At 48.7% G+C, this 20,783-nt stretch carries 19 protein-coding genes, 10 tRNA genes and 1 pseudogene; 26 read left to right on the forward strand and 4 right to left on the reverse strand.

Going from position 1 to position 20,783, the window contains the following annotated elements; all coding sequences use genetic code 11:
* The first annotated feature begins 54 nt into the window (after positions 1-54).
* The 9 genes and pseudogenes from ASG16_RS01500 to nadA all read left to right on the forward strand — a co-directional run bounded on the left by ASG16_RS01500 (position 55) and on the right by nadA (position 9,236).
* Entirely contained in the window at positions 55-816 is a 762-nt protein-coding gene (locus tag ASG16_RS01500; RefSeq protein WP_048035579.1) for a vWA domain-containing protein, read from the forward strand.
* Positions 806-1,741: a serine/threonine protein kinase PrkT gene (prkT, locus tag ASG16_RS01505; protein ID WP_241970669.1), complete on the forward strand. Its 936-nt coding sequence runs from the start codon at positions 806-808 to the stop codon at positions 1,739-1,741. The genes ASG16_RS01500 and prkT overlap by 11 nt, the downstream gene beginning before the upstream one ends.
* Before the next feature lie 15 nt (positions 1,742-1,756).
* The gene (locus tag ASG16_RS01510; protein WP_017246958.1) at positions 1,757-2,506 is read left to right on the forward strand and encodes a threonine/serine exporter family protein; all 750 of its coding nucleotides are present in this window, start codon (positions 1,757-1,759) and stop codon (positions 2,504-2,506) included.
* Between the two features lie 5 nt (positions 2,507-2,511).
* A complete protein-coding gene (locus ASG16_RS01515; RefSeq protein WP_048035582.1) occupies positions 2,512-2,964 on the forward strand; it encodes a threonine/serine exporter family protein in 453 nt (150 codons plus the stop codon).
* The gene (gene tilS, locus ASG16_RS01520; protein WP_056495911.1) at positions 2,936-4,363 is read left to right on the forward strand and encodes a tRNA lysidine(34) synthetase TilS; all 1,428 of its coding nucleotides are present in this window, start codon (positions 2,936-2,938) and stop codon (positions 4,361-4,363) included. Before ASG16_RS01515 ends, tilS begins: the two co-directional genes overlap by 29 nt.
* Positions 4,360-4,899, forward strand: coding sequence for a hypoxanthine phosphoribosyltransferase (gene hpt, locus ASG16_RS01525; RefSeq protein ID WP_048035584.1), 540 nt, complete (start codon positions 4,360-4,362; stop codon positions 4,897-4,899). Before tilS ends, hpt begins: the two co-directional genes overlap by 4 nt.
* Positions 4,900-4,968: 69 nt before the next feature.
* A pseudogene (gene ftsH / locus ASG16_RS01530) lies at positions 4,969-6,920 on the forward strand (ATP-dependent zinc metalloprotease FtsH).
* A gap of 365 nt (positions 6,921-7,285) precedes the next feature.
* Complete coding sequence (locus ASG16_RS01540) at positions 7,286-8,155, forward strand: Cof-type HAD-IIB family hydrolase (protein WP_056495908.1); 870 nt, start codon at positions 7,286-7,288, stop codon at positions 8,153-8,155.
* 136 nt (positions 8,156-8,291) lie between these two features.
* Positions 8,292-9,236, forward strand: a complete 945-nt coding sequence (gene nadA, locus ASG16_RS01545; protein ID WP_056495905.1) for a quinolinate synthase NadA — start codon at positions 8,292-8,294, stop codon at positions 9,234-9,236.
* 60 nt (positions 9,237-9,296) lie between these two features.
* On the opposite strand, the gene ASG16_RS01550 is transcribed toward nadA, so the two are convergent.
* The 3 genes from ASG16_RS01550 to ASG16_RS01560 all read right to left on the reverse strand — a co-directional run bounded on the left by ASG16_RS01550 (position 9,297) and on the right by ASG16_RS01560 (position 11,524).
* Entirely contained in the window at positions 9,297-10,589 is a 1,293-nt protein-coding gene (locus tag ASG16_RS01550) for an FtsW/RodA/SpoVE family cell cycle protein (RefSeq protein WP_056495902.1), read from the reverse strand.
* Entirely contained in the window at positions 10,586-10,921 is a 336-nt protein-coding gene (locus tag ASG16_RS01555) for a PadR family transcriptional regulator (protein WP_048035588.1), read from the reverse strand. The genes ASG16_RS01550 and ASG16_RS01555 overlap by 4 nt, the downstream gene beginning before the upstream one ends.
* Positions 10,922-11,032: 111 nt before the next feature.
* On the reverse strand, positions 11,033-11,524 hold the full coding sequence (locus tag ASG16_RS01560; RefSeq protein WP_048035589.1) for a PCYCGC domain-containing protein: 492 nt from the start codon (positions 11,522-11,524) through the stop codon (positions 11,033-11,035).
* 192 nt (positions 11,525-11,716) lie between these two features.
* On the opposite strand from ASG16_RS01560, the gene ASG16_RS01565 reads away from it, so the two are divergent.
* The 7 genes from ASG16_RS01565 (at position 11,717) to ASG16_RS01595 (ending at position 18,278) form a co-directional block, all read left to right on the forward strand.
* Positions 11,717-12,682: a metal ABC transporter substrate-binding protein gene (locus ASG16_RS01565; RefSeq protein ID WP_056495900.1), complete on the forward strand. Its 966-nt coding sequence runs from the start codon at positions 11,717-11,719 to the stop codon at positions 12,680-12,682.
* Between the two features lie 132 nt (positions 12,683-12,814).
* Positions 12,815-13,585 (forward strand): metal ABC transporter ATP-binding protein, encoded by a 771-nt coding sequence (locus tag ASG16_RS01570; protein WP_007729940.1) that lies wholly within the window; start codon positions 12,815-12,817, stop codon positions 13,583-13,585.
* 35 nt (positions 13,586-13,620) lie between these two features.
* Positions 13,621-14,460, forward strand: a complete 840-nt coding sequence (locus ASG16_RS01575; protein WP_056495896.1) for a metal ABC transporter permease — start codon at positions 13,621-13,623, stop codon at positions 14,458-14,460.
* Between the two features lie 39 nt (positions 14,461-14,499).
* The gene (locus ASG16_RS01580) at positions 14,500-14,925 is read left to right on the forward strand and encodes a Fur family transcriptional regulator (RefSeq protein WP_012683901.1); all 426 of its coding nucleotides are present in this window, start codon (positions 14,500-14,502) and stop codon (positions 14,923-14,925) included.
* Between the two features lie 115 nt (positions 14,926-15,040).
* Positions 15,041-16,663, forward strand: coding sequence for an L-aspartate oxidase (gene nadB / locus ASG16_RS01585; RefSeq protein ID WP_056495893.1), 1,623 nt, complete (start codon positions 15,041-15,043; stop codon positions 16,661-16,663).
* Positions 16,650-17,498, forward strand: coding sequence for a carboxylating nicotinate-nucleotide diphosphorylase (nadC, locus tag ASG16_RS01590; protein ID WP_056495890.1), 849 nt, complete (start codon positions 16,650-16,652; stop codon positions 17,496-17,498). The genes nadB and nadC overlap by 14 nt, the downstream gene beginning before the upstream one ends.
* A 12-nt stretch (positions 17,499-17,510) precedes the next feature.
* Entirely contained in the window at positions 17,511-18,278 is a 768-nt protein-coding gene (locus tag ASG16_RS01595; RefSeq protein WP_048035594.1) for a type III pantothenate kinase, read from the forward strand.
* On the opposite strand, the gene ASG16_RS01600 is transcribed toward ASG16_RS01595, so the two are convergent.
* On the reverse strand, positions 18,273-18,698 hold the full coding sequence (locus ASG16_RS01600; RefSeq protein ID WP_056495887.1) for a GNAT family N-acetyltransferase: 426 nt from the start codon (positions 18,696-18,698) through the stop codon (positions 18,273-18,275). The genes ASG16_RS01595 and ASG16_RS01600 overlap by 6 nt on opposite strands.
* A 757-nt stretch (positions 18,699-19,455) precedes the next feature.
* Here ASG16_RS01600 and ASG16_RS01605 point away from each other — a divergent pair.
* The 10 genes from ASG16_RS01605 to ASG16_RS01650 all read left to right on the forward strand — a co-directional run bounded on the left by ASG16_RS01605 (position 19,456) and on the right by ASG16_RS01650 (position 20,576).
* Positions 19,456-19,548 (forward strand) — tRNA-Ser (locus ASG16_RS01605).
* Between the two features lie 16 nt (positions 19,549-19,564).
* Positions 19,565-19,638 (forward strand) — tRNA-Glu (locus tag ASG16_RS01610).
* A 33-nt stretch (positions 19,639-19,671) separates the two neighbouring features.
* Positions 19,672-19,747, forward strand: a tRNA-Val gene (locus ASG16_RS01615).
* Positions 19,748-19,825: 78 nt separating this feature from the next.
* A tRNA-Met gene (locus ASG16_RS01620) sits at positions 19,826-19,902 on the forward strand.
* A 77-nt stretch (positions 19,903-19,979) separates the two neighbouring features.
* Positions 19,980-20,056 (forward strand) — tRNA-Asp (locus tag ASG16_RS01625).
* 40 nt (positions 20,057-20,096) lie between these two features.
* Positions 20,097-20,172: transfer RNA gene (locus ASG16_RS01630), tRNA-Lys, on the forward strand.
* A gap of 32 nt (positions 20,173-20,204) precedes the next feature.
* Positions 20,205-20,291, forward strand: a tRNA-Leu gene (locus ASG16_RS01635).
* Between the two features lie 20 nt (positions 20,292-20,311).
* Positions 20,312-20,387, forward strand: a tRNA-Gly gene (locus ASG16_RS01640).
* Positions 20,388-20,393: 6 nt separating this feature from the next.
* Positions 20,394-20,467 (forward strand) — tRNA-Arg (locus ASG16_RS01645).
* 32 nt (positions 20,468-20,499) lie between these two features.
* Positions 20,500-20,576, forward strand: a tRNA-Pro gene (locus ASG16_RS01650).
* The last annotated feature ends 207 nt before the right edge of the window (positions 20,577-20,783 follow it).

Here is a 20,783-nt window from a genome sequence, read left to right on the forward strand (position 1 = left end):
ACGTTCGCTACACGGAGCTGGGACTGACAAAACAGATCGAATGGGGAGATTATTGTGAAAGAAGCGACACTTCGTCAAATACTGGTAGTGACAGACGGCTGCTCCAACTCGGGGATGAGTCCCGTTGCTGCGGCGGCACTGGCAAGGGAGCAAGGAATTACGGTCAATGTGATTGGCGTAATCGACAAGAGTGAGCTGGGTGAAAAAGGGGAAAAGGAAATTAGGGATATTGCGGAAGCGGGTGGTGGACTCTGCGACATCGTGTACCCCCAACAGCTTGCGCAAACGGTACAAATGCTAACGCGAAAAGCAATGACACGCACCATTCATCAAGTGGTCAATAAAGAATTAAAAGAGATTTTGGGCGATTCCGGAATAGAGGAGCTAGCGCCTGATAAAAGAGTGCAGGTTGCCGGAATGGTTGACGAGTTGGGTGAAAAAAGCAGCTTGAACGTTGTGATGCTGGTGGATACCTCAGGAAGTATGAAGCCAAAGCTGTCGGCTGTCCAGCAAGCGATACACGATTTCAGTATTAGTCTGCATTCGCGGAGTGGACAAAGCAGGATGGCGGTCGGTTCATTTCCGGGGAAACAAAAGCATCTCGATATCCGCATTCCATGGACAGAAAAGGTCGAGCAGGCCCATCAGATTACGAGTGATTTGGCGATGAGCGGAATTACTCCTACAGGACCCGCCATCGTAGAGGCAATTGCCCTGTTTGAGCAGGACAAGCTCCCACGCTCGCTGCAAGAGCGTTATATCGACCAAGACGAAGAGGACGACTCGAACGGAATGCTGCGTGACCATGTCTTTTAAGGCAGCCACCCCCGACCTGCCCAAGCACTTTACTGGCAAGTGGAACAAAAAATCGTACCACGTCTTACGGGAGTTGGGGCGTGGTGCGAACGGGACCGTGTACCTGGTATCCCAAGGTGGCGTACAGCGCGCGGTTAAGGTCGGTGTGGAAGGCATAGACATTTTAATGGAAGTGAATGTGTTGAAAAGCACACAGCAGGGGCGGGATTCCAAAGTGGGACCGCTCCTGTGCGACGTGGACGATCTCGTTGTAAACGGGAAGGCCTGTACGTTTTATGCCATGGAGTATCTTCAAGGCTTGCAATTGGATGAATATATCAAGCAAGAGGGTACGGATTGGGTGGCCGTGATGATGGTTCAATTGCTGGCGCGACTGGATGTTTTGCACCAGCATGGCTATATTTTTGGAGATTTGAAACCGCAGAATGTGATGGTTACCCAAACGGACAAGCAGGTTCGCTTGATTGATTTCGGTGGAGTGACCAAGCTGAGCAACGCCGTTCGGCAGTTTACAGAAGAGTATGATCGAGCTTTTTGGCATGCAGGTGATAGACGGGCTGAAGTTAGTTATGACCTGTTCTCGACAGCCGTGATGATGGTGCGTCTGACGGTTGGAGCGGAAACGTGGAAAAACAGCCTTGGTGACCCACGTCACACGATATTGCTCTGTGATATAATACGAAAAAGTGACAGCCTGTATCCTTACCGGGAGCCTTTATTGAAGGCGTTTCACGGTAAGTTTGCGACCGCGAAAGAAATGCGAGCGGAGCTGTTGGCAGTCTTGCGAGATAGCATGAGCGCCAAGCAGCAAAAGCCGCAAAAGAAACCGCGGACGAAAGGGAGTGCAGGAGCGGGTATTAGCGGTCTTTTTGTCGCCTCGTTACTCCTGTTGGCTGGCACTTTGTATTACGCATGGTTTATGTGAAGGATGTGACGGTTCGTGTCCTCAGATTTGGTGATGGATACTTGCTTGTTGGCAGGCTCGATTATTTTGAAAAACGGTGGAGAGACATACCGGACGGAAGAGACAATGGCATTGATTGCAAAGGCAGCGGGGATGGATGATGTCAACAGCTCAGCTACGCCTACGAGCATCATCCTGTCCTTTCGTTGCAGTGGACTCGATCATACAAGAATGGTTCGTACCCCCAAACGTACGACCAACCTCAATAAAATTACGCTCGTGAATGATGTTTCCCGACAGTTTGTCGGTGGGAAAATTAATTTGGAGCAAGCCTATCGGACGCTGCGTGAGATCGATCAGAAAAAGCAGATCTATCCGAAATGGTTGCAGCATCTAGCAGCCGCTACGGCCAGCGGCTCCTTTTCTATGCTTGCAGGGGGAGATTGGGGCAGTCTGATTCCTTCTGCGATGGCCGGGTTGATTGTGAACCTGAGCCAGGAATATTTAGAACAGTTTGTCCGGATGAAGTTTTTTACGGAGTTCTCTGCCGCTTTACTAGGAGGACTTTTCGCGTTGTTGACCGTGACGATCTTTCCGCAGTTGCATTTAAGCATCATTATTATTGGTGCGATGCTTCCGTTGTTTCCGGGGATCGCCATCACTAACTCGCTTCGGGATTTGATGGCTGGTGATTTGGTTGCAGGTGTTTCACGCGGAGTAGAAGCCATGCTGACAGCTGTCTCCGTAGCGGTAGCCACAGCCATTATTCTTTCGTTTACGAGGTGAGTACGATGTTGTTACAAGGATTGGCGCTTAGCTTCGCCTCTTCAGTAGCGTGGTGTGTGCTGTTCAATGTGCCGGTTCGAACAATCGTAGCGGGTGGTTTCGCCGGAGTGATCGGTTTTCTCGTCTACTCCATTCTTCCTATCTACGGTGCAGAGGTCTTGTTGTCGACGTTTGTTTCAGCTGCTGCTGTCTCTTTGCTCAGTCAGCTCTTATCTATTATACTGCGGGTCCCTTCTACGAATTTTAGCGTCGCGGGCATTATTCCACTGGTACCGGGATCGTTGGCTTACAAAGCCATGCTTGCCTTCGTGAATAATGATTATGTCGGAGGGATTACACTGGCGACCAAGACTTTGATGGTGGCTGGCGCGATTGCTTCTGGACTTATATTTGGAATTTCGGTTCTGACGATTTGGAAAGGAGCCCGCTATGCTGGCAAGCGTGCGCAACGAGATTGAGTCCGAGGGGCTTTTGCTTCCAGGTGAGACCGTTGTTGTCGGAATTTCCGGCGGCAACGATTCTACTGCACTGTTGCATATATTGACTTCTCTCAATAAACAATACCAGTATCATTGGAAGCTGCATGCTGTCCATCTGAACCACGGCTTTCGTGGGGAAGAAGCCAGACAGGACGCACTCTATGCAGAAGAGCTGTGTCGTGAACTCGACGTGGTCTTCCACCTGTTTGAATATGACGTTCCCGCATATATGGAAAAAACGGGACTGGGCGGGCAAGAAGCAAGTCGCGACATTCGCTATCGGCTGTATCGAGAGGTAGGTCTGGCGCAAGGAGCGACCAAGCTGGCATTGGCCCATCATGCTGACGATCAGGTGGAAACGATTCTCTTTCGTTTTGTGCGAGGCAGCAGGCTGCATGGACTGACAGGGATGCCGAAGCGAAGAATGCTTGCGGATTGCCCGATTGAGCTCGTGCGTCCGCTCTTGCATAAAACCCGTCAAGAACTGGAAGGCTACTGTCGGGAACATCAACTCGTCCCCCGTGAGGATAGCAGCAACCAATCGCGCAAGTATACGCGCAATCTGTTGCGTCTGGATGTCATGCCCATATTGGAAAAAGTGAATGACAAGTATCGGGAGCATATCTTGGCTACTGCAGCGGCAATCCGTCAGGACGAAGCGCTTTTAATGAGGCTGGCGATTGAGCAGTTGAAAGAGGTAACGATTGAGAAAAAATCTGAAGCATTTTTGATGGACAATGACAAGTTTCAAACTTGTGACGTTGCTTTACAAAGGAGAATGATTACTCTAATATTAAGTTATCTCTCAAAACATACCGAATGGTCTTCGCAACATGTGGAGACCGTTTTGCACATGCTAGGGGGAAGTCGCCCTTCTGCGGAATTGCATTTGCCGAATGACCTGGTAGTCGACCGGGTGTATGAGCGAATCACATTTCGTCGTAGAGAGCGACAGGATCGCATACATACGTATAGTTACGAGCTCGCCGTTCCCGGTGTAACCTGGATCGACGAGAGCAAGGCCACGGTACATATTACTTACCTGGAAGGTCCCATGGATTGGGAGCGACTTCCGGCGAATGAAGCGGTGTTTGATGCCGATCAGTTGCCAGGATCGCTGTATTTGCGTAACCGAAAACCTGGAGACCGCATCACCCTGTTTGGCTCAGCAGATGGAAAGAAGCTAAAGGATTTATTGATTGATGCCAAATTTCCGCGAGCTTGGCGTGACAGACTTCCGCTTTTGACGGCGGGCGATGAGGTGATTTTGGTACCAGGTGTGCGCCGTTCCGCCGTAGCGCCTGTCAATGGACAGACCAGGCGTTTTCTACACGTGCGGGTAGAGTTTGGAGAAGATTGGCGGGAGGTTTTTTCATGAATCAAGACATCGAGAAGATTTTGCTATCAGAAGAGGATATCGCGGTAAAAGTTCGAGAATTGGGTGAGACGCTGGCTGCAGAATACAAGGATAAAAATCCTTTGGTCATCTGCGTGCTGAAAGGCGCAGTCATTTTCATGGCTGATCTGATCCGTCACATGAACATTCCGTGCGAAATGGACTTCATGGCAGTTTCCAGCTACGGAAGTGGAACAGAGTCCTCTGGCATGGTGAAAATCTTGAAGGATCTCGATACATCTGTGCAAAACAGACACGTACTGGTTGTAGAAGACATCATGGACAGTGGACTGACACTGAGCCGCTTGGTAGAGCTGTTGCGCCATCGGGAAGCTGCTTCTGTAAAAGTGGTGACTCTCTTGAATAAACCAGAGCGTCGCAAGGTGGATATTTCACCGGATTACAAGGGTTACGATGTTCCAGACGAATTCGTTGTGGGATATGGCTTGGACTATGCTGAGCACTACCGTAATCTGCCTTATATCGGTGTATTGAAGCCTGAGGTCTACACGAAGTAGGTTTGTTGTGGAGACCGTACTTTCTATGATAAAATGTGAAAAGTGTCTGTTCGTGAGAGGAGGTAAGGAATGAATCGCTTTTTTCGTAATACCGGGTTCTACCTACTGATTTTTCTTGTCACGGTCGGGATCGTGAATTTCATCCTCTCCGGTACTGATAAGGTTGGGAAACTTACATATCAGGAATTCCGGGTACAGCTAAAAGCTGACAACGTCACTGAGTTGGCGCTTCGACCAGAGAATGGTACTTACAGGGTCGAGGGTACGTTGGCAAAAGCTATTCCGGGACAGGAAAGCAACAAATTTTTTACCAATGTTCCTTTGTATGACTCAGATGTTGTTAAGCTAGTCGAAGAGAAAATCGATGCACAAAAGGTGAAGAATGTAGCGTTCAATCCTGCGGAGGGCAACAGCATTTGGCTCACGTTCTTGACCTCTATCATTCCTTTTGTCATCATCTTCATCCTGTTTTTCTTTCTTCTGAACAATGCCCAAGGTGGCGGAAGCCGAGTCATGAACTTCGGTAAAAGCCGCGCGAAGCTTTACAACGAAGAAAAGAAACGCGTTACCTTTGACGACGTAGCAGGAGCGGACGAAGAAAAGGCTGAGCTGGAGGAAGTCGTTGATTTCCTGAAAGACAACCGCAAGTTCAATGCGGTTGGCGCTCGTATTCCAAAAGGGGTACTGCTCGTAGGTCCTCCGGGTACAGGTAAAACCTTGCTCGCTCGCGCTGTTGCAGGCGAAGCTGGTGTACCGTTCTTCAGTATCTCCGGTTCTGACTTCGTGGAAATGTTCGTTGGGGTGGGTGCATCCCGCGTACGTGACCTGTTTGAAAATGCGAAGAAAAATGCTCCTTGCATTATCTTTATTGACGAGATTGACGCCGTGGGTCGTCAACGCGGAGCTGGACTCGGCGGCGGCCACGACGAACGCGAGCAAACTCTCAACCAGTTGCTCGTAGAGATGGACGGTTTTGGTGGAAACGAAGGGATCATCATGATCGCTGCGACCAACCGACCTGACATTCTCGACCCAGCTCTCTTGCGTCCGGGACGTTTTGACCGTCAAATTACAGTGGATCGTCCTGATATCAAAGGTCGTGAAGCGGTATTGAAGGTTCATGCCCGCAACAAGCCGATTGGCGAAGACGTGAAGCTGGAAGTGATTGCTCGTGGTACATCGGGTTTCACGGGTGCAGACTTGGAGAACTTGCTAAATGAAGCGGCTCTCTTGACTGCCCGTAGAAACAAAAAGCAAATCACGATGACGGAAGTAGATGAAGCGATTGACCGCGTGATTGCAGGTCCAGCGAAGAAGTCTCGCGTAGTGAGCGAAGACGAACGCCGTCTGGTTGCCTTCCATGAAGCTGGTCACACGATCATCGGATATCACCTGAGAAATGCAGAAATGGTACATAAGGTAACAATCATTCCGCGCGGCCAAGCTGGCGGATACACAGTGATGCTGCCGAAGGAAGACCGTTTCTTTGCTACCAAGACAGACCTGCTCGACAAAATCGTCGGCCTGTTGGGTGGACGTGTTGCGGAAGAATTGGTGCTCGGGGATATTAGTACCGGGGCGCATAATGACTTCCAACGCGCGACTGCTATCGCTCGCAGCATGATTACCGAATACGGAATGAGCAAGCTCGGACCGATGCAATTCGGTAAGAGTCAAGGTCAGGTATTCCTGGGCCGCGACTATGGCAATGAGCGTAACTACTCCGATAAGATTGCCTACGAGATCGATCAGGAAATGCAAAATATTATCAACGAGTGCTACGCGAAGTGTACAGAATTGCTGACGAAGCACCGTGATCAGCTCGATCTGATTGCGAACACGTTGCTCCGTGTAGAGACTCTCGATGCTGACCAGATCAAGCAATTGATCGAAACAGGTAAAATGGATAACGATCCAGATGCAAATAAGATGTGGTCGTGAACATTCAACCGAAGCTGGAAGAAGTAGAAGTAAAAGAAGAACCAAAGCAAGAAGATACAAACGAAGAACCGAAACAATAAGGGGCGCCTCAGGTGCCCTTTTTTGCAATATCGGAAAGTATAAATTTTGTGGTTGTTTAAGCTCCTAAGTTTTAAAGGTATCGATGAACCAATAAAGCTGGTGAGAAGAAAAAGCGCAGGGCTCGTAGACCTTGACAGGCCATCCCAGTCGGAACTTAAAAAAGGGGACCACGCTTGTCGAACACTTCTTCCTTGAGAAACTTCCGCCCGTAGGGTGGCTTTGGCTCGACGGTCCCCTTTTTTAAGTGGAGACGAGCAGTCAATCCCCCATGCAGGCGTGTCAGAGTCGAAGAGAACTGCGCTTTTTCTTCTCCTCCACTATGTTGACTCAATAGCAAATCCAAAGCGAATGAGAGGGATTGGATATGTTGCTTACACCAGGCATGGCTGCATTTGACATGGATGGAACCTTACTGACTCACGATTCAAAGCTGACAGAAGGAACGAAAGAAGCACTTCGCCAATTGCAACAGCAAGGCTGCAAACTCGTTTTGTCTACGGGCAGGATGTATGGCTCCGCTCAAATTCCAATCGATTCCTTTCCTTTTGACGGGTATGTCTGTAGCAATGGGGGCGTTGTTTTCGAAGGGGATGGCACGCTAGTCCGTCGATGGCTCCTTCCTACTGAGATGGTAATCGGTGCGATCCATGCACTGAGACAAGAAACGATTTATTATGAGCTTCATGATACCAACAGCAATCGCTGGATGATCAAAGAAGACCGTGAACGTTTGGAAGCGACGCTGAGTGAGGACGCATCTGTGGAAGGATTCTCGATCTTGAATTTTCCTTACTACAGGCTCGCTCGTATAGAGCCATTGGCAGAGATGCTGGAAAAAGTGGAGTCCGGGGAAGTAGAAATCGTCAAATTATTCATCTGGCATCATGAACTGGATCGTCTGGAGTGGGCGAAAGAGCAGTTGAAGCCATGGAGCGAGCAAGTGACCGTCACTTCATCCGGAAAGCAGAATGTCGAGGTAATTCCTCAAGGGGTTTCCAAATGGGAAGGGCTTCAATACTTCTGTGAGAAATGGGGAATCTCCCCAGAGAAAGTAATGGCATTTGGCGATGCAGAAAACGATCGTGAGGCATTAACGGGCGCAGGGTATTCCGTCGCGATGGAAAACGCTTCTGACGAGATCAAGCAGGTGGCCAAATATATCGCCCCACACCACAATGAGGAAGGCGTTGCCCGCTTTATTCGGGAGCGTGTTCTCGGAGAAAAAGCGGAGTAAGAGTATGAAAAGCAGAAGCTGTGTCTGTACAGGCCGGTTTCTGCTTTTTTCATTCAAAATGTACCACGTTGACAAGGTGAGGTTATACGCTTACAATGACCGTAAATTATGACACCACCGTAGGGGGATTTTTTCCATGGACGCTTTAGCGTTAGAAAAAAAAGCCCAGCGCAACGCTGAGTTACGTGAACGACTGCTGCAGTTGAAGAAAGAGCGTAATGCCATCATTCTTGCTCACTTTTACCAACGTCCCGAGATTCAGGAGGTCGCTGACTTCATTGGAGATTCCTTTGGATTGGCGCAGAAAGCGAAAGAAACGGATGCCGATGTGATTTTGTTCTGTGGGGTTCATTTTATGGGAGAAAGTGCAAAAATTCTCAATCCCCAGAAGACCGTCATTATTCCCGATGAACGGGCTGGCTGTCCGATGGCGGACATGGTGAACGTAGACGGACTCCGCAAGCTCAAGGCACAGCATCCAAATGCAAAGGTAGTGGCTTACATCAATACTTCTGCGGATGTGAAGGCAGAAACCTACATCTGCTGTACGTCGTCCAACGCGAAGCGCGTGATCGAATCGATCGACAGCGATGAGATCATTTGGGTGCCGGACAAAAACCTCGGCCACTATGTATCCCAATTCACGGACAAGAAGATGATCATTTGGGAAGGGTACTGCAATACGCATGACCAACTGTCTGTAGAAGATATCATGACGTTGAAGCAGCAGCACCCAGAGGCTGTGGTTGTCGTTCATCCGGAGTGCCGCCCAGAAGTGGTATCCCTGGCTGACTACGTTGGTTCCACGACCGGAATTTTGAAATACTGCCGTGAGTCTTCGCACAAAGAGTTTATTATCGGAACGGAAGACGGCACACGCTACATGCTGGAAAAGGACAGCCCGGACAAAACGTTCATTTTCGCTTCCAAGTACCTCGTCTGCCCGAATATGAAGGTGAACAACCTGAAGAAGTGCGTCGAGGCGCTGGAGAATATGAAACCGGAGATTTTTGTTCCGAAGGATGTTGCTGATGCGGCATGTGCTTCCTTGGAGCGGATGCTAGCGGTAGCGCCAGCATAAGGGGCAGTCTCATAAAAGGGAAAAAGGAGTAGAGCACAGGGGCTTTACTCCCTTTTTCTTTTAAGAAGCTTTGGTCAATGGCTGGATGTCTTTCCGGCGGTAAATGTTCAGGACGAGCCCCATCAAGGCCATTTGTAGTACGGTATGCACGGTGCCAAACCCGACGAATGGCAGATTCACAGATATTGGCGGAACCAGACCGACCGTCATGAAAATACTCCAGAAAAACGGGGTGAAAAAGAGAACAATCATGCCGGATAACAGCAAGGAGCCATAAACATCTTTTACCCGTTTGATGGCATGGAGGAAACGAAGCATAAGCACAACGCCCAGAATGAAAAAGGCCATCCCTACAATTGGTCCAAAAATATATACCATGTAAGCAAAAATAAAGTCAGATTCAAGGGCGGGCAATGTATCTAGAGAGGCCCCGAAGCCTTGGCCCCATAAGCTCGCTGACTCGACGGCTTTCAAGGATTGAATGATGATATATCCATTTCCATCCGGGTCAAGATAAGGATTCAGGTAGTAAATCAGACGATCTAACTGATAAGGTTTAGCGAAGAGGTAAACCATTCCACCGACACACGCAATAACCATAGCGAGGAAGCCCAGAACAACAGGCTTAGTAGGCTTGGCAGCGATCACGAGCGCGATAAAGCCGCCGACGTACAAGAGAACGGCAAATTCGTACTTGCCAAACGCGAGAAGCAGGCAAGGGGGCAGGAAGTACGCAAACGCTTTGACGATCGAATAGCGATTGTTCTCCTTCCACTTGCTGAAAATTCCTGCGAGGGCGACGGTGAATAAGAAGGGGCTGATCCCAATAAAATCGATGGGAAAGCTTCCAATATCGAGATACTGGATACCATTCATAGGCTTTCCTTCTAGAAGTGTATAGAAGAGTATAATCAACGTGTTGAAATACAACGCCTCACTAAAAAGCTTCAATTTACTGTAATCCCAAAAGAGAATAGCCACGAGGACGACTGTTCCGATCACGATGCCGAACAGTTGTCTCTCGATCAAATTTTTACTATCTTGCGCGATATGAAGCGAATATAGTGTAACAAGCCCGATGGCGATCAAGGTTCCTACAATCGAAACAATTCCCCACTCCATCCGCGGTTTATGCGCCTGATGGAGGTGACGCCCTACATCGACAGGATCACCCATCTCCGCAATGGCAATCCGAGTCGCTTCATCTTCCCGATATCCAGCCTCACGATAATCCTCGATCTTTTCGGCGAAATGATTCTCCAACTCTAGCGTAATGGCTGGATGAACCTCTTTATTCTTAATCTGACCGCAAACCTCTTTTATGTAATGCGCAATTCGCTTGTTTTCGCTCATATAGGCTGTCCTCCCAACACGGAGTCAACAGCGGTACGAAAAGATTCCCACTCCTGTTTTTTCTCTTTGAGATGCTTCTTGCCTTCGCGGGTGATTTGATAATATTTGCGTTTTCGCTCTCCTTCCCCCTCACTCCAAAATGCTTCCACCTTTCCTTCAGACTCAAGGGTATGAAGAATCGGATAGAGGGTGCCTTCCTTGAGAGACAGCACACCGTTCGAGCTAGTTTCCATTGTCTTGATCATCTCATAGCCGTACATCGCCTTTTGTTCCAGCAAGGTAAGAATGAGAATGACCGTACTGCCTTTCATCAACTCTTTGTTAACTGCCATAGCTACCTCCTTATACCTCGGATTTCGATACCTCGAATATCTATGTATCATTCTATCCCATAAAAGGGAAAAAAGAAAGACCTCCTCGTCGGGAAGTCTTGTTATATGTGCTTAGGAAGGCATTGGGGTAGGAGTTGGTTTTCCGTAGCCTTGCCCATAGGTTTGGTCTATGTAGTTTCGAATTTCTTTTGTAGATTTGCCTTCTTCTTTCATCTTGCCGGAAATAACGGCGATTTCCATGCATACGCCGCAGCGAGTGCCGTGGTCATCCCAGACGATGGAGCCATCAGACTTTTCTTCTTTGATGAAGCAGTTGCCATTATGCCCGTGTCCAGCACTTTCACCACAACCACAATAGCATGGAATGGATTTGAGCAGCTCACGGTTGGCCGCAGCAACTTTGTAGGAGCCAATAATGACAGGGTCTTGGTTGTCTAAAAATTTCGGTAGCTGATCAGCGGAAGCAGTCAATTCCTGCAAATCACCATTGGGGGCGTGCTGCGTGTGATCGCTATGATTTTGTTCAGCTTGGTCAGTAGAGCCACAGCCAGTAAGCAGAGCTGCGGTGATAAAAGTAATGGCTAACCATGATTTACGTTTCATCTTGGACATACCTCCTGCCAGTTATTTTATCATATTGAGATGGAGAAATTGTGAAGCTGGGAGAGAAGATGTGCACTTATGACATTTAAATCGGAATAAATCCTATTTACTTTTTAGGCTCCTCTCCGTATAATGAAAAACGACGAGAACGTAAATCGGAATCATTTTGAATTGGAGCAGGAGGAAATAGAGATGAAAAGAGCTATGTTGGCAGCCCTCAGTTTCATTACGGCAGTGGGGCTGGTGGGATGTGGGGCAGCGAACGAAACGACTGGTACTCCGCAAACTGGCAGTGACGCGTCCGGGAAGCCAAAAGTATACACGACAATTTATCCATTGGAATATGTAGCGAAGCGAATCGGCGGTGAGCATGTGGAGGTAACGAATCTGGTTCCCGCTGGCGTAGAGCCTCACGACTTCGAGCCAACGGCAAAAGACATGGTCGCTCTGTCCGGAGCAGATATCTTCGCCTATAACGGCAGTGGTTTGGAGCTGTGGGTAGAGAAGGCTGTTACCAACCTCGACAAAAACAAGACAACGATCGTTAATGCGACGGAAGGTCTCGAGTTGATTAGTGCAACTGAGCATGAGCATGAAGGAGAAGAGCACGCGGAAGAGGCAGGGCATGACCACGGAGATCTGGACCCTCATGTATGGCTCGATCCGATGCAATTGAAGGCGCAGGCAGAGAAGGTCAAAAATACGCTCGTGCAAAAGGATCAAGCGCACGCTGTCGATTATGAAAAGAACTACACACAATTAGCAACAGACCTGGAGCAGCTTGATAAAGAGTTCAAAGACATGGTTACGCAAGCGCCGAAGAAAGAATTCATGGTTTCTCATAGCGCATTCAGTTATATGGCAAAACGCTACGGGCTGGAGCAAGTATCGATCTCTGGGGTCAACCCTTCTGACGAGCCATCCACGGCTGAGTTGAAGAGCTTGGTGGAGCATATAAAAGAACATAACATTTCGTATGTGCTGTTCGAGACGCTGGTTTCTCCGAAGGTAGCGGAAGTGATTGCGAAGGAAGCTGGCGTGAAGACGGCTACGCTCAATCCGCTGGAAGGTTTGACGGAAGACGATGTAAAGGCGGGTCGTGATTACTTGTCCATCATGCGCGACAATATGAATACATTAAAGACTGCACTCCAATAAGTTTTCCCTCGAAAAGATGTCGCTTACCAGGCGGCATTTTTTCAATAGTAGGATGCTTGTGGTTCGGGCAAAATCGTAGTACGATGAAGGGAATCAAATAAGAACAAATCCGATTTAAGGGATGGATATTTCATGGAACCAAATAAACAAGAGGTGCCTGTCATTAAGCTCACAGGCGTCTCCTTTCAATATGAAGACAAACAGGTTCTCGATGAGGTTGAATTCACACTGGAACGCGGAGACTTTGTGGGCATCGTCGGGCCGAACGGATCAGGAAAATCTACGCTGATGAAGCTGATTTTGGGTCTGTTGACGCCAAACAAAGGGACAGTGGAGTTGTTCGGGCAACCACTATCCAAGTTTCGTGAATGGAATCGCATTGGATACGTCGCTCAACAGGTCGCGCATGGAGCGGGTGGATTTCCGGCGACGGTGCGAGAAGTCGTGTCATCTGGATTGGTCGGCAAAGTAGGCCTTTTTCGCAGACTGACGAAACAGCATCATGAGAGTGTGCGGGCTGCGGTGGAGCGTGTCGGCTTGTTGGAAAAGCTGGATCAACGTATCGGCAACTTGTCCGGTGGGCAATTGCAGCGCGTATTCATAGCGCGAGCTCTCGTAGCTGAACCGGAGCTGTTGATCCTCGATGAGCCAACAGTCGGGGTCGATCAGGAATCGATCGATCAATTTTACAGCTTGCTTCGTTCGCTGAAGGAAGAGAATGGATTGACGATGATGATCGTTAGCCACGATGTGGGAGTCATGTCGCAATGGGTGACCAAGGTGGCTTGTGTGCAGAAGAAAATTCACTTCCACGGAACGGCGCACGATTTTGAGCATAACCAAGAAAAAATCTTGCAAAGTATGTACGGTGATTCGGTCAGACTGCTGTCTCATCATCATTAAGCTTTGTAAATAGGTAAGAAAGAAGGAATATGCACATGCTTGCTGATTGGTGGCAGTATGACTTTTTGCGTTATACCCTGTTTTCAGGGATTTTAATTGGCCTGATCTGCCCTATTTTGGGCACGTTTCTCATTGTTCGTCGCTTGTCGATGATGGCAGATGGCTTGTCACACGTCACGCTGTCCGGTGTAGCTGCTGGGATGCTCATTTCCAAAAAGGTCGCCTTCTTCTCCGCAATCAATCCGTTGTTTTTCGGGATGTTGTTTGCGGTGATCGGTTCGTTGTTCATCGAGCGGCTGCGGAAGGTGTACAAAGCGTATCAGGATTTGGCGATTCCGATTATTTTGTCCGCGGGACTTGGGCTGTTTACGGTATTGATCAGTATCGCAGACGGTTTTAATGCAGATTTGTATTCGTACTTGTTCGGAAAAATCGTGACGGTGTCCATCGAAGACCTGTATGCGCTGATTGGTGTGGCAGTTGTCGTTTTAGGGACAGTTTTGTTGATTTACAAGGAGCTTTTTGCGGTCTCCTTCGATGAGGAATTTGCTCGCGTCTCCGGCGTGGCAAGGCGCTCGATCAACTTATGGTTCATGGTGCTCGTCGCTCTGACGATTGCGGCCTCCATGCGTATTGTCGGTGTCCTGTTAATCTCGGCGCTGATCACGCTCCCGGTGGCTGCCAGTTTGCAAATCGCGAAAAGCTTTCGTCAAACGATTTTCTTGTCGATTTTGTTCGCGGAGTTTTCCGTGTTGAGCGGTTTGTATTTTGCCTATCTCCTTGATTGGGCATCTGGTGGTACAATTGTACTGATGGCAGTATTGGTTATGCTGGCAGTATTAGGTGTAAAGAAGCTGCGGGTCGCTTTCCGGTAAGAGTTATCCGGATATGACAAAAGGAAGGAGTGTTTGTCGATGAAAGTAGAAGAAGCGCTGCAAATATTGAAAGAACATGGTTTCAAGTATACCGGCAAGCGGGAGGAGATGATTCGAATCTGCGCGACCGAGAAGCGATACCTGTCTGCCAAAGATATTATGGAGAGAATCAAGGAGCAGTATCCAACACTCAGCTTCGATACCGTCTATCGCAACATTTCCACTTTTGTTGAGCTGGGGATTCTGGAAGAGACGGAGCTGGACGGGGAAGGAAGATTCCGTTTGGCCTGTTCGACAGATGGACATCACCATCACCATGTGATTTGTACCGAATGTGGAAAGACTTCTTCTTTGCCAGGATGTCCGATGAATATCATTTCCGCTGTACCGGAAGAGTTTCAAGTGACAGGGCACAAGTTCGAGGTATATGGCACGTGTAAGGAATGTGTAACGCATTCGAATTAATCGGATAGAGGGGAGTGCTCGCTTTTGCGGGCGCTCTTTTTTTGCATCTCCTTCAAGCGTGTATTTGCTATAATGGGTGGAAAATCATCAGTTACAAGAGAGAAGGGACACAGTCATGATTCCCCGTTATATTGTGGACTTTGATTTGCACACCTTACCTCGGATGAGGGCAGATGTAGCTGTTATTGGAGCAGGAATTGCTGGGTTGTATACAGCGTTGCAAACGAGTGAGTATGCGGATGTGGTGTTGATCAGCAAGAAGGGACTCGATGATAGTAACACACGCTGGGCACAGGGAGGAATCGCTGCTGTAACAGCCCAATCTGATTCTCCTGCCCTTCATCGACAGGATACGTTAATCGCTGGAGCCGGTCTTTGCTCGTATAACGCTGTGGAAGTCCTGGTGCACGAAGGCCCTGATCGCTTGCATGAACTGATTGCATATGGAACGGAATTTGATCGTGATGAACAAGGGCAGTACGAGCTGACACAGGAAGGCGCGCATAGCAAGCGACGCATTTTGCATGCGAATGGAGATGCCACTGGGGCAGAGATCGTCCGCGCTTTGTCCAAGCGTGTGATGGAGCAGCCAAACATTCAGGTTTTGGAATATCATTTTGCAGTAGATGTCATCACGCAGGATGGCGAATGCGTGGGTGTCCTCGTCCGGAAGCCGGATGGCGAACTGTTTTTCCTGGAAGCGACAGCAACGGTACTGGCTACAGGAGGAGCAGGTCAGCTTTACCGTTACACGACGAATCCACAAATCGCTACGGCAGATGGGATCGGCATTGCGTATCGGGCGGGTGCTCGCATTAAAGATGTGGAATTTATCCAGTTTCATCCGACTGCGCTTTACTATCCGGGAGCCCCGCGCTTTTTGATTTCGGAAGCGGTTCGAGGGGAGGGTGCCATTTTACGTAACAGCAATGGTGATCGCTTCATGGACAAGTACCATCCGCAAAAAGAGCTGGCGCCGCGTGATATTGTCGCCCGGGCGATTGTCTCTGAGATGGAACAAACGAAGTCTACGTTCGTGTATCTCGACATTACCCATGAATCAGAGGAGCTTATTAAGCGGCGTTTTCCGACGATTTATAATTTTTGCTTACAATACGGCCTCAATATGGTGACAGATTGGATTCCAGTAGCTCCTGCTTGCCATTATATTATGGGTGGGGTCCAGACTGACTTGAACGGGGAGACCTCGACCAAACGGCTTTTTGCATGCGGGGAAGCATCCTGCACAGGGGTACATGGAGCGAATCGACTGGCCAGCAACTCGTTATCGGAAGCGGTTGTATTCGGTAACCGGATCGCGGAGCGGATCAAGCAGCTTGCTGATAAGCCGAGTATTCATCCTTTCCAGGTTGTTTCCAAGCAAAAACTTCCCCAATCGTTCAATACACGTGAACAACGATTGAAAATGCAAAAGCTCATGCTGCGGCATGTTAGTGTGAAGCGCGACGAAAAAGGATTAACGAAAGCATTAGCAGAGCTTGCGCGAATGGAGCAATACTACCAGTATGAGCCTGAGAGCCTGGAAACATTTGAATTCTTCAATCTGCTGAATGCTGCCGTCTTGACAACGAGAGCGGCACTTTTGCGTGAAGAAAGCAGAGGTGGGCATTATCGTACTGATTTTCCGAATAAAGACGACTTGGTGTGGCGCAAGCATTTGATCCAGTCTGTAGAAGATGGTGTCCAAGAGGAGTGTGAGAAGCATGATGTGGAATAAACGGGAGCTTCAGCGAAAAATAGAGGAATGGCTACAGGAAGACGTGGGATTTGGTGATGTGACGACAATGAGCACGATTCCTGAATCAGAGCAGGGTGTCGGCATTTTATATGCGAAGGAAGCGGGAATCGTGGCTGGCTTGCCGATTGCGGAGCAAGTATTTGCCACGGTTGATTCGACCCTCGTTTTTGAGGCAAAAGTAGAAGAAGGAGCAAGAGTGGAGGTTGGTCAGCAGATCGCCGAAGTCAGCGGCTCGGTTCGTTCAATTTTGAGCGGAGAGCGGCTTGCCCTTAATTTAATGCAACGTTTGTCTGGGATTGCCACGAAAACGAGTGAATACGCAGCAGCCGTCGCAGGGACAAAAGCTCGGGTTGTCGATACGAGAAAGACCACGCCAGGCCTTAGGCCTTTGGAAAAATACGCGGTTCGTGTCGGGGGAGGCTACAATCACCGTTTTGCCTTGTATGATGCCGTGATGATCAAGGACAATCATATCAAAGGAGCGGGTGGTATCGCACAGGCTGTTGCAGCGGCACGCGCGGTTATTCCTCATACGATGACAGTCGAGGTAGAAGCCGAATCGTTCGAACAGGTTCAGGAAGCATTGGCAGCAGGTGCAGATACGATCATGCTCGACAATATGTCCCTCGATCAAATGGTGGAAGCCGTGGAGTACATCAATGGACGGGCCATTGTTGAGGCATCTGGCGGTGTGAGTCTGGAGACGATTGGTGACATTGCAAAAACGGGCGTAGATATCATTTCGGTAGGGGCGCTGACTCATTCTGTCAAAGCGTTTGATATCAGCCTCGATCTGAATACACGCAAGCGGTAAGGAGCGACCACGATGTTATTGGTGATCGATATAGGCAACTCCAATATTGTGTTGGGCTTGTATGAAGGCGACGAGCTCCAACACCATTGGAGAGTGTCCACAGATCGTAACAAAACGGAAGACGAGTACGGCATGCTCGTCAAAAGCTTGTTTAGTAGCGTGGGGCTTGGCTTTGAACAGGTGAGAGGCGTCATTATCTCGTCTGTCGTGCCACCTCTAAACCTCACGATTGAACGCATGTGCGGGAAATACATGCAACAAAAAGCGCTGATTATTGGACCGGGTATCAAGACGGGACTGAACATCAAGTATGAGTATCCGCGAGAGGTAGGTTCCGATCGAATCGTGAACGCTGTTGCTGCGATTCATCATTATGGTGCGCCACTCATTGTTGTCGATTTTGGTACGGCGACGACCTTTTGCTATGTGGACGAGCGGGCGCAGTATTGGGGCGGGGCGATTGCTCCCGGCATTGGGATATCGACTGAGGCACTCTTCACTCGTGCTGCCAAGCTGCCGCGAATCGAAATCGCCAAGCCTGCAAGTGTAGTTGGTCGTAATACGATAGCGGCGATGCAGTCCGGCATTTTCTACGGGTTCGTCGGTCAGGTCGAAGGCATTGTGCGTAGAATCATGGACGAATACGGCACGCGACCTACCGTAGTTGCTACGGGAGGGCTGGCAGCACTTTTTGCCAATGAGACCTCTTGTATCCATGTCGTGGATCAGAATCTTACGCTAAAAGGACTTCGTTTGATCTATGAGCGGAATCAATCATAGTCGAACGTACTTACAGAAAAACATTTCAGGATCATCTGGATCTAGGTGAGTCAGGGTCCCGCAATGAGCATATCCGAGCTTTAGACAGAGACGTTGCATTCTTTCGTTGGAAAGGTTAGTAGAAGTGAACAATTTCTCTGTTGGGGAGATCACTTCCAGATAGCGCATCATCTCCTTGCCAACCCCTCGGTTCTGATAGTGAGGGTGAACAATGAGTAGATGAATAAAGCTGTTCTTAAAAAACGATTGATTGATGATGGCAAAACCGACGATATTCATGTCGATTAACGCCAAGTAGCAATGCCCGTGCTCGATGGCTTCTTTAATTTCAGATGAACGACTGGTTGAACCGAGCACCATGGAATCAATCGTACAGACAGCAGGAATGTCTTGAGGAGTAGCTAGACGGATCGAGGTCATCCAATTCAAATCCTTTCTACTTGTAAATCGCTGCTAATGTTGTATGGAATGGAAAAAGGGTGTTAAACTACTGGTAGAGATATGGATAATCCGACATATAAATAAAGGAGCCAATACCGTTGCAGCGGCAAGGCTCCTGAGACAAGTAGCTGTGGCACACCCACGGCGCGCATGATTACAAAAACAGCGAACCCACCGTCAGGCGGTCAACCTTAGGCGGTGGGTTTTCGCTTGTTACGCCACTTTCTTATCCATCGGTAGAGCTTCCTGCTGCTAAACCAGAGGCTTAGCAAGGTTGCCAGTACTTTTAGGAAAAGGTAAAGCGTGCCGAGCGAGACCATCAGCATCACCCCCTTTACAGGAAGCTGTGCCGTGGTCTTCCACCGCCAGTCTTGTCTCAAGTTAAATTATACCATTTGAACAATCCCTATGGTGAGTTCTCTTGTTAGTGTAGATACGAGCTGGCTCGACAAAAAGAGTGGTATTCGGCGAGTAACATTGCTACTGACAGGTAATGATATGTACGTAATTCACATCCGTAGATGGGGACAGAGAAAAAAGTTGAGTTTTTCATTACTTTTCATTGACAGCACATGCTCCACGCGCTACAATGGCTATTGTGCCTAGCAGAAAAGTTATGTCACATTGAACTTTTTAAGTTTCTTTTAAAAAGTTCTTGCGTTTCAGATGAATGCATGCTAACATATGAATTCTGAAAGGCAAACAAGCGGATCGCTTTGATCCACTTCAAATATACGGATGGATGTCCGAGCGGCCGAAGGAGCACGATTGGAAATCGTGTAGGCGGTGTCGAACCGTCTCGTGGGTTCAAATCCCACTCCATCCGCCATCACTTTCTTAGAAATGGCCCGTTGGTGAAGCGGTTTAACACAGCAGCCTTTCACGCTGTCATACAGGGGTTCGAATCCCCTACGGGTCACCTAGCAAAACGCCCTGCAATCGCAGGGGTCCTGGAGGCTTAGCTCAGCTGGGAGAGCATCTGCCTTACAAGCAGAGGGTCGGCGGTTCGATCCCGTCAGCCTCCACCACTTATATTAATGGACAAGGAAGGTCAGTTAAAAGCGCCACGTCCTGTGGCAACGCTGACAATCAGTCGTCCTGACTATCGCGGGATGGAGCAGCTCGGTAGCTCGTCGGGCTCATAACCCGAAGGTCGCAGGTTCAAATCCTGCTCCCGCAACCAAATCTTCTACTTGTACTTCGTTGAGTAATCATCGTGATCAAGTAGGATCGGAGTGCCCAGTGGGTGCAACCAAATATGGAGCTGTGGTGAAGTTGGAGTTCACGCCGGTCTGTCACACCGGAGGTCGCGGGTTCGAGTCCCGTCAGCTCCGCCATTTCAACCTTATTGGTTTGAAATGGCGATAAATATAGCGAGAGCCATTAGCTCAGTTGGTAGAGCATCTGACTTTTAATCAGAGGGTCGAAGGTTCGAGTCCTTCATGGCTCACCAGTTTTTTAAAACGAGAGTTTGATCTTCATAATGCGGTCGTGGCGGAATTGGCAGACGCGCTAGATTCAGGTTCTAGTGGTGGCAACACCGTGGAGGTTCAAGTCCTCTCGACCGCACCAAAAAAACTTCATTTGAACATGCGGACGTAGCTCAATTGGTAGAGCGTCGCCTTGCCAAGGCGAAGGTCGAGGGTTCGAGACCCTTCGTCCGCTCCATGACATGTGCCCTTAGCTCAGCTGGATAGAGCGTTTGACTACGAATCAAAAGGTCGGGAGTTCGAATCTCTCAGGGCACGCATCTTCATCTTATAAAATGAAGAATTATAATCGGGAAGTAGCTCAGCTTGGTAGAGTACTTGGCTTGGGACCAAGGGGTCGCAGGTTCGAATCCTGTCTTCCCGACCATCGTTTCTTTGAAAAAGATGGTTGACATGAATGTAGCGCACATGATATATTGAAAATCTGCTCTTACTAAACAAATTGCAGATTGATTGAAAAACATTTTAAAAAAGTGTTTGACAATAAAAGATCGATGTGCTAACATAGAGTTCCTGCTAGTTTAGCAGAACTAAAAATGCTCTTTGAAAACTGAACAGCGAAAGCGTTAATGAG

Source organism: Brevibacillus sp. Leaf182, assembly GCF_001423865.2.
GTDB classification, from domain to species: Bacteria; Bacillota; Bacilli; order Brevibacillales; family Brevibacillaceae; genus Brevibacillus; species Brevibacillus brevis_C.

Coding starts and splice junctions, on each gene's coding strand:
- ASG16_RS01595 (WP_048035594.1), top strand. CDS start 17,511: ATGTTATTGGTGATCGATATAGGCAACTCCAATATTGTGTTGGGCTTG.
- ASG16_RS01600 (WP_056495887.1), bottom strand. CDS start 18,698: ATGACCTCGATCCGTCTAGCTACTCCTCAAGACATTCCTGCTGTCTGT.
- ASG16_RS01515 (WP_048035582.1), top strand. CDS start 2,512: ATGTTGTTACAAGGATTGGCGCTTAGCTTCGCCTCTTCAGTAGCGTGG.
- ASG16_RS01540 (WP_056495908.1), top strand. CDS start 7,286: ATGTTGCTTACACCAGGCATGGCTGCATTTGACATGGATGGAACCTTA.
- ASG16_RS01575 (WP_056495896.1), top strand. CDS start 13,621: ATGCTTGCTGATTGGTGGCAGTATGACTTTTTGCGTTATACCCTGTTT.
- prkT (WP_241970669.1), top strand. CDS start 806: ATGTCTTTTAAGGCAGCCACCCCCGACCTGCCCAAGCACTTTACTGGC.
- ASG16_RS01560 (WP_048035589.1), bottom strand. CDS start 11,524: ATGAAACGTAAATCATGGTTAGCCATTACTTTTATCACCGCAGCTCTG.
- hpt (WP_048035584.1), top strand. CDS start 4,360: ATGAATCAAGACATCGAGAAGATTTTGCTATCAGAAGAGGATATCGCG.
- ASG16_RS01550 (WP_056495902.1), bottom strand. CDS start 10,589: ATGAGCGAAAACAAGCGAATTGCGCATTACATAAAAGAGGTTTGCGGT.
- nadC (WP_056495890.1), top strand. CDS start 16,650: ATGATGTGGAATAAACGGGAGCTTCAGCGAAAAATAGAGGAATGGCTA.
- tilS (WP_056495911.1), top strand. CDS start 2,936: ATGCTGGCAAGCGTGCGCAACGAGATTGAGTCCGAGGGGCTTTTGCTT.
- nadA (WP_056495905.1), top strand. CDS start 8,292: ATGGACGCTTTAGCGTTAGAAAAAAAAGCCCAGCGCAACGCTGAGTTA.
- ASG16_RS01570 (WP_007729940.1), top strand. CDS start 12,815: ATGGAACCAAATAAACAAGAGGTGCCTGTCATTAAGCTCACAGGCGTC.
- ASG16_RS01580 (WP_012683901.1), top strand. CDS start 14,500: ATGAAAGTAGAAGAAGCGCTGCAAATATTGAAAGAACATGGTTTCAAG.
- ASG16_RS01555 (WP_048035588.1), bottom strand. CDS start 10,921: ATGGCAGTTAACAAAGAGTTGATGAAAGGCAGTACGGTCATTCTCATT.
- ASG16_RS01565 (WP_056495900.1), top strand. CDS start 11,717: ATGAAAAGAGCTATGTTGGCAGCCCTCAGTTTCATTACGGCAGTGGGG.
- nadB (WP_056495893.1), top strand. CDS start 15,041: ATGATTCCCCGTTATATTGTGGACTTTGATTTGCACACCTTACCTCGG.